Origin of the sequence: Haloferax sp. Atlit-12N (assembly GCF_003383095.1) — an archaeon.
Classification (GTDB): Archaea; Halobacteriota; Halobacteria; order Halobacteriales; family Haloferacaceae; genus Haloferax.
On record NZ_PSYW01000003.1, the window covers coordinates 400,306 to 412,627 of the forward strand.

The following is a 12,322-nucleotide window of genomic DNA, read 5'->3' on the forward strand; positions in this document are numbered from 1 at the left end:
AGCCGACGCGTCAGACGAGGCCGACGCCCTCAGCGAGCAGTTCGTGCGAGCGGAGGCCGTCTTCGTGGTCGCCGACGACGTGCTGAATCATCATCTCGTCGGCCCCGACGCGCTCCGCGAGCTGGTCCAACAGCCCCGAAATCGTCTCGGGACTGCCGGAAATCGCCCGCGGCCACTCCTTCGCCCCGAGGGTCGCGGGCGTGGGCTCGGGGACGCCGCCGAGTTCGTCAATCGCCTCCTCGACGGTCGGTCTCGTGCCGACCTCGCCGCGGCGCATCCGCTTGTACGTCGCCTCGGCCACCGCGCGGAGTCGCGCCGCCTCCTCGTCGGTCTCGGCGCAGACGGCGTTCACCGCGACCATGCCGTGGGGTTCGTCGATGCCGCCGGCCAGCGGCGACGGCTGGAAGCTCTCGCGGTACTCCTCGAAGGAGTGGACGGCGAACTGCGGTCTGATGAAGCCCGCGAAGCAGTAGGGCAACCCGAGTTCGCCCGCGATAGTCGCGCTCGACGGACTCGACCCGAGCACCCACGGGACCGGCGGGTCGCCGCCGCCCCGCGGGATTTCGAGGTCGGCGTAGGGGTGTTCGTCGGGGTAGTCGTCGTAGAGGTGGTTGACGACGGCCTCGACCTTCTCGGCGTGGTCGCCGTCGGGGTCCTCGACGTGTCGGTCCGTCCCGAGCGCCTGGTCCGACGCGGGCGACCCGTTCGCCCGGCCGAGGCCGGCGTCGATGCGACCGGGTGCGAGTCCGTCGAGCGCGCCGAACTGTTCTGCGACCTTGAACGGGCTGTAGTGGTTGAGCAGTACCGCGCCGGAACCGAGTCGAATCGAGTCCGTTTCCGCGGCGAGGTGGCCGAGCAACACCTCGGGCGTCGTCCCCGCGAGGGTGTTCGCCATGCCGTGGTGCTCGGCGACCCAGAAGCGCGAGTAGCCCAGTCGCTCGGCTTGCTTGGCGGCTTCGACGGTGTTCGCATACGCGTCGGTCGCGGTCCCGCCTTGGGGAACCGGTGAGAGGTCGACGACGGAGAGGTCCATACCCCCGCCTCCGAGACTGTGAGGAATAACGATTGGGCTCCCAGCAGATGCGTACTGTTCCTGCGGTTTCCAAAACGGTCAGAATTGTTCTATTCTAAATTCACTATAATCTGGATTTCCCAAACCTTTTGAATAATCTAGATAATTTACATTTGTTATGCCTCCATAACTGCTGTACAAAGCGACTATACCAACCGACAACTGATGCTATCTTTTCCTCTCGTTCTATGGGGATTTGTATTGCTGAAATAATACAATCTTGTGATTGTTCTCTCTCGCCAGTGTACACAGTATCCGTGACCACGGTCCACAAAAAATTTTTACGGGCCCTATCCGATGGTTCGATAGAGGTTCCCATGCCAAGAGCCGTGTTCGACAGCGCCGAGTACGACAGACGCATCGCCCGGACGAAAGAGCGGATGGCCGAACGCGGGCTGGACGCGCTCTTCGTGAGCGACCCCGCGAACATGAACTATCTCACCGGCTACGACGGGTGGTCGTTCTACGTCCATCAGGGCGTCGTGGTCACGCGGGACCGCGACGAACCCGTGTGGGTCGGCCGCGACATGGACGCCAACGGCGCGCGCGCGACAACCACGTTGAGCGAGGAGAGCATCCGGCCGTACAGCGACGACCACGTCCAGTCGCCGCACGACCTCCACCCGATGGACTTCGTCGCGGCCGTGCTGGAGGACCTCGGCGTCGACGACGCCCGTGTCGGCCTCGAGATGGACGCGTACTACTTCACCGCGAAGTCCTACACGCGCCTGCAGAAGAACCTCCCCGAGGCGAGTTTCGAGGACACGACGCTCCTCGTGAACCGCGTGCGCATCAAGAAGTCCGACGCCGAACTCGACTACATGCGCGAGGCCGCCCGCATCTCCGAGAACGCGATGCAGGCCGGCCTCGACGTCATCGAGGAGGGCGTCCCCGAGTACGAGGCCGCCGAGGCCATCTACTCGGCGCTCATCGAGGGAACCGACGACTACGGCGGCGACTACCCGTCTATCGTCCCGCTGATGCCCTCGGGCGACCACACGGGAACGCCGCACCTCACGTGGACCGACCGCGAATTCGAGGACGGGGACCCTGTCATCATCGAACTCTCGGGCTGTCGACACCGCTACCACTCGCCGCTCGCGCGGACGACGTTCGTCGGCGACCCGCCCGAAGAGCTGTCCCGGCGGGCCGACATCGTCGTCGAGGGGATGGAAGCCGCGCTCGACGCGGTCGAACCCGGCGTGACCTGCGAGGCCGTCGAGAAGGCGTGGCGCGACACCATCGCCGAGTACGGCATCGAGAAGAAAGACCGCATCGGCTACTCGATGGGGCTCGGCTACCCGCCGGACTGGGGCGAGCACACGGCGAGCCTCCGCCCCGGCGACGAGACCGTCCTCGAAGAGAACATGACGTTCCACACCATCCCCGGCCTCTGGTTCGACGACTTCGGCGTCGAACTCAGCGAGACGTTCGTCGTCACGTCCGACGGGGCGGAGCCGCTGGCCGACTTCCCCCGCCGCCTATTCACAACTTAATTATGACTCCGGGTCACAGCCCTCATATGATGACCGAAGATGGCAAAAATCGAAACGGCGAAGCGGTCGCCGACGGCGGCTCGGAGTCGGAACCCGAATCGGCGCTGGCGACGGCGCGGAGGCAACTCGAACGCGCGGCGAGCCACGCCGACGTCGACGACGGCGTCGTCGCACGTCTGAAGCACCCGACACGAGTCCAGCAGGTGTCGGTCCCGCTCCGCCGCGACGACGGGTCGCTCGACGTGTTCACCGGCTTCCGCGCCCAGCACGACGACGTGCGCGGGCCGTACAAGGGTGGCCTCCGTTACCACCCGGAAGTGACCGCCGACGAGTGCATCGGGCTCTCGATGTGGATGACGTGGAAGTGCGCGGTGATGGACCTGCCGTTCGGCGGCGGCAAGGGCGGCGTCGCGGTCGACCCGAAGACGCTCTCCGACGAGGAGCGCGAGCGACTCACGCGCCGCTTCGCCGAGGAGATTCGTAACGTCGTCGGACCGAAGAAGGACGTTCCCGCGCCCGACATGGGCACCGGTCCGCAGGAGATGGCGTGGTTCATGGACGCCTATTCGATGCAGCAGGGCGAGACGACGCCCGGCGTCGTGACGGGCAAGCCGCCGGTCATCGGCGGGTCGTACGGCCGCGAGGAGGCCCCCGGTCGCTCCGTCGCCATCGTCACCCGCGAAGCCATCGACTTCTACGACTGGGACATCGAAGACACCACCGTCGCGGTCCAGGGGTTCGGTTCCGTCGGTGCGAACGCCGCCCGCCTCCTCGACGAGTGGGGCGCGAAGGTGGTCGCCGTCTCCGACGTGGACGGGGCCATCTACGACCCCGACGGCCTCGACACGCAAGACGTCGAGGGCCACGACGAGCGCCCCGGCATGGTGTCGGGCTACGACGCCCCCGAGTCGCTCTCGAACGAGGAACTGCTCGAACTCGACGTGGACGTGCTCATCCCGGCGGCCATCGGGAACGTCATCACGACCGAGAACGTCGATGCCATCTCGGCGGACATGGTCGTCGAAGGTGCGAACGGGCCGACGACGTTCGCGGCCGACGCCGTCCTCGAAGAGCGCGGGATTCCGGTCGTCCCCGACATCCTCGCCAACGCCGGCGGCGTCACCGTCTCGTACTTCGAGTGGCTGCAGGACATCAACCGCCGTCAGTGGTCGCTCGAACGCGTCCACGAGGAACTCGAAGCGGAGATGCTCAAGGCGTGGAACGCGGTCCGCGAACACGTCGAAGAACGCGACCTGACGTGGCGCGACGCGGCGTACGTCGTCGCGCTCTCTCGCATCGGCGGCGCGAAGGAGACGCGGGGTCTCTGGCCCTGAGTCGCTGAGCGTCGGGCGAAATTCGAAGCGACCCGCGGTTCTTTTTCGGCGCGCTTCTCAGTCAGCGACCGCTTCGGCGACCTTCTCTATCGGGTGTGGCGGGTCGTCGGCCGCGCCGTCCATGTCCTCCAGTTGCGTCCGACAGGACGCGCCGGGCGCGACGACGGTATCGCCGCGGCTTTCACCGAGTTGGTCGGACAGGATGCCGCCGATGGCCTTCGACAGCGAGTGGTGTTCGGCCTCGTAGCCGAAGCTCCCGGCCATGCCGCAACAGCCGGAGTCGAGCGGGTCCACGTCGTAGCCGGCACGCCGGAGGACGCCCACGGCGTGGTGGTCCTTCCGCGTCGCCTTCTGGTGGCAGTGACCGTGGTACGTCAGCGTCTCGTCGCCCGTCGACGCTGCGGCGTCGAGGTCCTCCACGAGACGCTTCGCGTCGAGGTACTCCATGATGCCGTAGGTCTCGGCGGCGACAGTCTCGGCCGCGTCGCTCGAAAGTAGGTCGAGGTAGTCCGACTGGAGCATGACCGCGTCGGAGGGCTCGACGAGGACGACGCTCCAGCCGGCTTCGACGCGGGGCGCGAGCGCGTCGACGTTCGTCTCGGCGCGCGAACGCGAGCGGTCGAGGAATCCCTTCGAGTGGGCCGGGCGGCCGGTCGCGGTCACGTCGTCCGGAACCGCGACGTGGACGCCGGCGGCTTCGAGGACCCGGACCGCGGCCTTCCCCGCGTCGGGGTGGTTGTAGTTGGTGTAGCTGTCCGGGAACAGAAGCACCTTGTCGGTCGCCTCGGCCTCGGGGACGCGAGCGCCGCCCCGCGCCTCGAACCAGTCTTCCAGCGACTCGCGGTGGAACGTCGGGAGCGACCGCTCTCTGGCGATACCGACGGTCTTCTCCATGACCGTCCGCGCGCCCGGAATCTTCGCCGCCCAGTTCGAAAGCGGAGCGAGTCGCGAGCCCAGTTCGTTCAGCCGGTCCACTTCGGCGAACAGGTGGTCCCGAAGGCTCGCGCCGTGAGACTGGTGGTGGGCGTGTTCGACCTCGGCTTTGAGCTTCGCCATGTCGACCTCGCTGGGGCAGTCGCGGGCACAGCCCTTACAGCCGACACAGAGGTCCAGCACCTCGCGCATGAACTCGGTATCCGTCGTGTCGGCGTCGAGGTCGCCACTCATCGCCTGTCTGAGCATGTTGGCGCGACCGCGGGTGGACAGCCCCTCTTCCTCCGTGGCGCGGTAGGTCGGACACATCACGCCGCCGGTGGTCGATTGGTCGCCCCGACAGCCGCCACAGCCGTGGCAGAGTTCCGCCATCCCCTGAAAGCCGTTTTCCGTGTCCCAGTTGAGTTCCGGGTCGAATCCGGCGTCGAACTCGTAGTCGGGGTCGAATCGGAGGTTCTCGGTCATCGACACGTCGCCGCAGACCTGCCCCGGGTTGAGGAGCCAGTCGGGGTCGAACGCGGTCTTGAGGTCGCGGAAGGCGTTCCAGAGACGGTCGCCGTACAGTTTGCGGTTCCACTGGGTCCGCGCGCGGCCGTCGCCGTGTTCGCCCGACACCGACCCGCCGGCCTCGACGACGAAGTCGGTCACCTCGTCGGCGATGGTCTCGAACGAGTCGAGGCCGTCGAGCGTCTTCGTGTTGACGAGCGGGCGGACGTGCAGCACGCCCGGCCCCGCGTGGGCGTAGAAACTCGTGTTGGCGTCGTGGTCGTCGATGACCTCGCGGAACCGCTCGACGTACCCCGGCAGTTCGTCGGCCGGCACGGCGCAGTCCTCGATGAACGAGATGTGCTTTTCGTCGGTCGTCCGTGACAGCAAGATGGGCGCGGCGGCCTTGCGCATCTCCCAGAGCCCCGCGCGGGCCGCCTCGTCGTGGGCTTCCAGCGCGTCGAACGCACGGGCGTCGTCGGCGACGCTGACGCCCGAAGACGGCGTCGCCTCCGGCGTCACCGATGGCGCGCGAGCCGTCAGTAGGTCGGCGACTTTCCGCCGGCCGTCCGCGTCGGAGTCGGCGTAGAACTCGACCAGCAGGGCCGCGCGGGTCCCGTCGGGGAGCGACGCGGCCACGTCGTGGAACTCGGCGGTGTCGAGCGCGAGGTCGATGAGCACGTCGTCGATGAGTTCGACCGCCGCCGGGTCGTGGTCGAGGATGGGGGCCACGTCGGCGGCGGCGTCGAACACGTCCTCGTAGGTGAGGAGCGCGACCGCCTTCGTCTCCGGGAGCGGTTCGAGCGAGACAGTCGCCTCGGTCACGACGGCGAGAGTGCCCTCGCTCCCGGCGAGCAGGCGCGCGAGGTTCACGGTCCCCGACTCGCAGTTCGGGTCGGTGCCGGTTCCGTCGGCCAGCGGGCGCTCCCCGCGGGCCTCATCGACCAGCGCGTCGAGATTGTAGCCGGAGACGTTGCGCTTGAGGTCCGGGTAGCGGGCGTCGATTTCATCTTGCTCCTCGTCGAGCACGCGGACGACCTCGGCGTAGATTCGGGGGAGAAGCGGACTCCCCGGACCGTCGGCTCCCCACGCGTCGCTCTCGGGGTCGGCTTTCTCCCGGAGTTCGTCCACGCGCACCTCGCCGAAGCGGTGGACGCTCCCGTCGGCGAGGACGACCTCGCACTCCTCGACGTAGTAGTCGGTCTTGCCGTACTTCAGCGAGTGCGCACCCGTAGAGTTGTTGCCGATAGCGCCTCCGAGGACGCTCCGGTCGCCCGCCGCGGGGTCCGGGCCGAACGTGAGACCATGGTCGGCCGCGGAGTTATTGAGGTCCGCGAGCGTGACCCCGGCTTGTGCGGTCGCCGTCGCCGCCTCGGCGTCCACCGATTGAACCCCGTTCATGTGTCGCGAGAGGTCGAGGACGACCGCCTCGTTGACGGCCTGTCCCGCGAGGCTCGTGCCGCCGCCGCGCGGGAGGACGGGAATCTCGCGGTCGGCGCAGTACTCCACGACGGCCGCTACGTCGGCGGTCGAAGTCGGCATGACGACGCCGACGGGGAGCACTTCATACGCCGACGCGTCGGTCGCGTACAGCTGTCGGGTGTACTCGTCGAACCGCACGTCGCCGTCGACGAGGCGTTCGAGGTCGCGGACGAGCGCCTCGCGGTCGGTGTCGCCGCCGACGTAGTCGTAGTCGGCGCGCGGGTCGTCGCTGGGGTCGACGGACGAGTCGGTCCGCTGGCCGTCGCTGGAGTCGTCCGGACGTTCCTGCGTCGCCATCGGGAGTCAGTTCGACTCGGCGGCCAGCACTTGGTTCTCCAGCTCCTCGCCCTCGTCGAGCCGCCCGAGGTTTCCGGCGACGATGTCGGCGAGGCGGTCCCAGTGTTTCGGCGTGTGCCCGCCCGTGTGGGGCGTGATGAGGCAGTTCTCCAGCCCCCACAGCGGGTGGTCCGCGGGAAGCGGCTCGGGGTCGGTCACGTCGAGCGCGGCCCCACGAATCTTGTTCGACCGCAGCGCCGACACGAGCGCGTCGGTGTCGACGATGCCGCCGCGGGCGGCGTTGACGAGCACCGCGCCGGTCGGCATCGTGGCGAACTCCGCGTCCCCAATGAGCCCGCGGGTCAGGTCGTTCAACGGACATGCGACCACGACGTACTCGCTCCGGGAGAGCGCGTCGTGAATCGCGTCGGATTCGAAGCCGGCGACTTCGTCGGTCGGCCCGCCCTTCGACGGGGTGTAGCGGATGCCGATAGTCTCGACTTCGAAGCCCTGCAACCGCTGGGCGACGGCCTGCCCGATGGAGCCGAGGCCGATAATCGTCACCGTGCTGTCGGTGAACTCGCCGGACTGGAAGTGCCGCCACTCGGCGCGCTCCTTGCGCCGCCAGCCCTCGTGGAGGCGGCGAGCGAACACGAGCATGTTGCCGATGGCCTGCTCGGCGATTCCGGGCGCGTGGATGCCGCCGGCGTTGGTGACGGCGACGCCGTGTTCCGCGAGCGCGTCCATCGGGACGTGGTCGGTCCCGGCGAACGTGCAGGCGAACAATTCGAGGCGGTCGGCGTGGTCTAGGAGGTCTTCGTCTATCGTGATGCCCGTGACCACGCGGGCGTCGGCGACGAGTTCACGTTCCTGTTTCGGCGTCCGGGCGAGCGTCACGGTCCGGTCCGGGAGGCGCTCGCGGAGCGCGTCGGCGTACGATTCCATCGAAAGGCCCTCGGTCCCCTCGCGGAGGACGACGATGTCTGTCTCGGTCATGGTGATAGGTCGCGCGCGTCGCGGGCGCGGTTGCTACATCGATTGGGTGACGCTCCCTTAGTCTTTTTGTGTAGTCGGTGTCCACGGATACCGTTTATACTTAAGTGGGTGGCGGGTGGTACGTGTACGCATGGCTGACGCCGTTCGAGCGCGATTAGCGGAGCTTCGCAGAGACCTCCACCGCCACCCGGAACCGGGCTGGTGCGAGTTCCAGACGACCGCGCGACTCGTCGAGGAACTGCGCGCCATCGGCGTGGACGAACTCGCCGTCGGCGCGGACGCCTACGACCCCGACGACCGGATGGCCGTCCCGAGCGACGACCGGCTCGACGAGTGGTACGAGCGGGCGCTCGACCGCGGGACCGACCCGGGCCTCCTCGAACCCCTCCGCGGCGGGACGACCGGCTGTGTCGCCGTTCTCGACCGCGGTGAGGGGCCGACGGTCGGCCTCCGGGTCGACATCGACGGGCTGTTCATCGAGGAGTCAGACGACGCGGGCCACGATCCCGCCGCCGAGGGATTCCGCTCGGAGATGGGCGAGACGATGCACGCCTGCGGCCACGACACCCACATGACGTGGGGACTGGCGACGCTCGAAGCCGTCAAGGAAAGCGACTTTTCGGGTCGCCTCGTCGTGTTCTTCCAGCCCGCGGAGGAGATTTCGGGGGGCGGCGCGCCCATGGCGAAAAGCGAGTACGCCGCCGGCATCGACTACTTCTTCGCGGTCCACGTCGGCCTCGACCACCCGACGGGCGAGGTCGTCGCCGGCATCGAGAAACCGCTCGCCATGTGCCACATCGACGCGGAAATCGAGGGGACGACCGCCCACGCCGGCAAGGAACCGGAGGCCGGCGCGAACGCCATCCACGCGCTCGGCACCGCCATCGAGAGCGTCTACGGCATCCCGCGGCACTCCGACGGGATGACCCGCGTCAACGTCGGCCGGGTCGAAGGGGGCACCGCCAGCAACGTCATCGCCGACGAGGTCGAGGCCGTCGCCGAGGCGCGCGGCGAGACGACCGAACTCATGGAGTACGCGAAGTCCGAACTCCGCCGGCGGTTCGAGAAGGCGGCCGAACTGCACGGCTGCGAGGCGACGGTCGACGTGGTCAGCGAGAGCCCGCGGGCCGACAGCGACCCCGAGCTCGTGGAGACGGTCGCGGACGCCGCCGAGGGCGTGCGCGGCGTCGACCGCGTCGTGCCGACCGCCGACTTCGGCGCGAGCGAGGACGCGACGTTCCTCATGGAGCGCGTCCAGCGCGACGGCGGCCTCGCGTGTTACTCTATCGTCGGCACCGACCACCCGACGAGCCACCACACTGCGACGTTCGACGTGGACGAACGAAGCCTCGAAACCGGCGTCGACGTCCTCACGCGGTCGATTCTCTCCGTCGCCGGAGTCGAGTCAGTACCGGAAATCGCGGGAGCGAACCAATGAGCGACGGGCGCGTCACCGGCAAGTCGGCACCGCCAGCGTCCGAAATCGTCACCGCGGACGACGTGGCGGACGCTCACGAACGACTCGACGGCGTGGTCCACCGGACGCCGCTCGATAGCTCGCGGACGATAGCCGACCGCTGCGGGGCCGAGCGGGTCGACCTCAAACTGGAGAACGTCCAGCGGACGGGGTCGTTCAAGATTCGCGGCGCGTACAACGCGATGGCGCAACTCCCCGAGTCGGTGCGCGAACGGGGGGTCGTCGCCTCCAGCGCCGGCAACCACGCGCAGGGCGTCGCACTCGCGGGTGACCTGCTGGACATCGACACGACCATCGTCGTCCCCGAAATCACGCCGGCGGTCAAAATCGACGCCACCCGCGGCTACGGCGCCGAGGTCGTCGTTGAGGGCGACCTGTACGAGGAGTCGTACGAACACGCCTTGCAACTCGCCGACGAGGAGAGACTGGAGTTCGTCCATCCATTCGACGACGCGGCCGTCATCGCCGGACAGGGAACCGTCGGGCGAGAAATCGCGGCCGACGCGCCCGACGTGGACACGGTTCTCGTCTCCATCGGCGGCGGCGGCCTCATCTCGGGTATCGCCACCGCGATGAAGGCGCGCGACCCCGACGTGCGCGTCGTCGGCGTCCAACCCGAGGGCGCGGCCCACGCCAAGCCCTCGCTGGAGGCCGACGAGATTCGCATGCTCTCGGAGGTCGATACCGTCGCCGAGGGCATCGCCGACGCGCGACTGTTAGAGCGGACGTTCGCGGTCGTCCGCGACCGCGTCGACGACGTGGTCTCGGTCGACGATACGGACCTCGCGGTCGCCACGACGGTCCTCGCCGAGCGAGCGAAGACGGTCGCCGAACCGGCCGGCGCGGCCCCGGTCGCCGCGCTCCTTTCCGGCGCGGTCGACGTCGAGGGTGAGCGCATCGCGGCCGTCGTCTCTGGCGGCAACGTCGGTCTCTCCGAACACGCCGAACTGACCCGCGTCGGGATGCAGACGCTCGGGCGCGCCATCGAAGCGCGCCTCGAACTCGACGGCTGGCCGGCGGTGCTGGGCGACCTCTCCGAGGCCATCGCCGACGCGGGAGCCGAACTCGATAGCGTCGAGCGCGCCGCCCGAACCGCGTCCGACGCGCCGAACCGGGTCCCGGTCGAGGTCCGACTCGACGGGAGCGGGCCGGATCACCTCGCGGACGCGCTTGACTCGCTTTCGGCGCTCGACGGCGTCGAAGTCGCTTCGCACTCGCTGGACGAGCGCGGCGGCGACGCTACTGAGTCGGCCTGAGGAGTCCAGAAAAACGACGACCCATTTCGGGTCCGTGTCTTTTCGATGCTGTTCGGCCGATGACGCCGACGCTCACGCGGCCACTTCGGTCGCCACGGCGTCCATCGCCTCGCAGAAGATGCCCACGCCCATCTCGATTTCGCGCTCGGTGGAGTCGAGCGGGGGCAGGAGGCGAATCGTCTTTTTCCCACAGCCGAGGGTGAGCAGGCCGCGGTCGAGCGCCGCCTCGACGACGGCGTCGCGGCGCTGTTTGGTGTCGAACTCGACGGCGAGCATCAGGCCCTTGCCGCGGATATCGACCACGTGGTCGGGCGCGTCGTCGGCGAGGAGTTCCTTCGCCTGCCGGCCGCGCTCGGTCGCGTTGTCGAGCAGGTCGTACTCCTCGATGGCGTCGAGCGTGAGCGCGCCCTGCATCGACGCGAGCAGGTCGCCGCCGCCGAACGTCGACCCGAGGCGGTTCTTCTCGGTCGGGAACACGTCGGACCGCGAGACGGTCGCGCCGACGCGGAGGCCCTTCGCGCTGGCGATGACGTCGGGTTCGATGGGGTAGTGGTCGGCGGCCCACATCTCGCCGGTGCGGCCGACGCCCGACTGAATCTCGTCCACGACGAGTGGGATATCGTAGGTGTCGCAGACGTCGCCCACCTCGGCCATGAACTCCTCGCTCGGGAAGCGGTAGCCGCCGACGCCCTGAATCGGTTCGAGAATCGCGAACGCGACCTCGTCGGGGTTGACGTGGCCGCCCTCCGGCGACAGGGAGTTCCGCAACTGCGACCCGCCGCCGGCGAAGAAGCCGCAGTCGCAGGTGTCAGCTGAACAGCCCGAATCCGCGCAGAACGGCACCGTCTCGATGCCCGCGACCTCTGGGTAGTGGCGGGTGTAGACCTCCTTCGACTTCGTGAGCGAGAGCGTCCCGAGCGTCCGCCCGTGGAAGCTCCCTTCGAAGGCGTAGCCGTACTTCGCCGGGGCCTTGTGGTTGTGCGTTATCTTCATCGCGTTCTCGACGGCCTCGGCCCCGGAGTTCGACAGAAACACCGTGTCCATCCCGTAGTGGGAGGACACGTCGGTGAGTTTGTCCATCAGGTGGCTCGCTCCGGGGAAGTCGGCCGTCTCGGGGTCAGGACCGGCTCCGAAGTACATGTCCTGACCGGCGATTTTCATCGGCTCGACGAGGTCGAACTCCCGGAGTTTCGACAGCACCTTCTCGTTGTTGTAGCCGAGCGGCGCGGCTCCGATGTGGCAGGTGAAGTCCAAGAGGACGTTGCCGTCCACGTCGGTGACGAACGGGCCGTCGGCCTCGGCGGTCACGTCCCAGACGAACTCGTGGGAGTACTCGCTGGGCGCGGCGTGCTTGTGGTGGAACTCGACCCACTTCTCGGCGTTGGGTCCGGGCAGCGCTGCTGCGTCCGGCTCTGCGGTATCCCGATCCATACACAGGATTTGTTAATGGTGTACATTAAAACTTGGTATCATAGAAACTACCACACCGTACTGTTCGCGGCGGGTTCGTCGCT

General features: G+C 68.1%; 8 protein-coding genes. 4 read left to right on the top strand and 4 right to left on the bottom strand.

Features of this window, described 5'->3' with window-relative positions; genetic code table 11:
• Nucleotides 1–10: 10 nt before the first annotated feature.
• Complete coding sequence (locus C5B90_RS16125; protein WP_115882977.1) at nucleotides 11–1,033, bottom strand: LLM class flavin-dependent oxidoreductase; 1,023 nt, start codon at nucleotides 1,031–1,033, stop codon at nucleotides 11–13.
• 356 nt (nucleotides 1,034–1,389) lie between these two features.
• Here C5B90_RS16125 and C5B90_RS16130 point away from each other — a divergent pair, with 356 nt between their 5' ends.
• Both C5B90_RS16130 and gdhB read left to right on the top strand, forming a co-directional pair.
• Nucleotides 1,390–2,568, top strand: a complete 1,179-nt coding sequence (locus C5B90_RS16130) for a M24 family metallopeptidase (RefSeq protein WP_058568101.1) — start codon at nucleotides 1,390–1,392, stop codon at nucleotides 2,566–2,568.
• 26 nt (nucleotides 2,569–2,594) lie between these two features.
• The gene (gdhB, locus tag C5B90_RS16135; RefSeq protein WP_199517523.1) at nucleotides 2,595–3,902 is read left to right on the top strand and encodes a glutamate dehydrogenase GdhB; all 1,308 of its coding nucleotides are present in this window, start codon (nucleotides 2,595–2,597) and stop codon (nucleotides 3,900–3,902) included.
• A 57-nt stretch (nucleotides 3,903–3,959) separates the two neighbouring features.
• Here gdhB and C5B90_RS16140 read toward each other — a convergent pair whose 3' ends face one another.
• Entirely contained in the window at nucleotides 3,960–7,100 is a 3,141-nt protein-coding gene (locus C5B90_RS16140; RefSeq protein ID WP_115882978.1) for an FAD-binding and (Fe-S)-binding domain-containing protein, read from the bottom strand.
• A 6-nt stretch (nucleotides 7,101–7,106) separates the two neighbouring features.
• Nucleotides 7,107–8,075: a D-2-hydroxyacid dehydrogenase gene (locus C5B90_RS16145; protein ID WP_115882979.1), complete on the bottom strand. Its 969-nt coding sequence runs from the start codon at nucleotides 8,073–8,075 to the stop codon at nucleotides 7,107–7,109.
• A gap of 130 nt (nucleotides 8,076–8,205) precedes the next feature.
• Here C5B90_RS16145 and C5B90_RS16150 point away from each other — a divergent pair, with 130 nt between their 5' ends.
• Nucleotides 8,206–9,513: an amidohydrolase gene (locus C5B90_RS16150; RefSeq protein WP_115882980.1), complete on the top strand. Its 1,308-nt coding sequence runs from the start codon at nucleotides 8,206–8,208 to the stop codon at nucleotides 9,511–9,513.
• On the top strand, nucleotides 9,510–10,808 hold the full coding sequence (ilvA, locus tag C5B90_RS16155; protein ID WP_115882981.1) for a threonine ammonia-lyase: 1,299 nt from the start codon (nucleotides 9,510–9,512) through the stop codon (nucleotides 10,806–10,808). The genes C5B90_RS16150 and ilvA overlap by 4 nt, the downstream gene beginning before the upstream one ends.
• Nucleotides 10,809–10,880: 72 nt before the next feature.
• Here the strand turns inward: ilvA and C5B90_RS16160 are convergent, their stop codons facing one another.
• On the bottom strand, nucleotides 10,881–12,239 hold the full coding sequence (locus C5B90_RS16160) for an aminotransferase class III-fold pyridoxal phosphate-dependent enzyme (RefSeq protein WP_115882982.1): 1,359 nt from the start codon (nucleotides 12,237–12,239) through the stop codon (nucleotides 10,881–10,883).
• Nucleotides 12,240–12,322 lie beyond the last annotated feature (83 nt).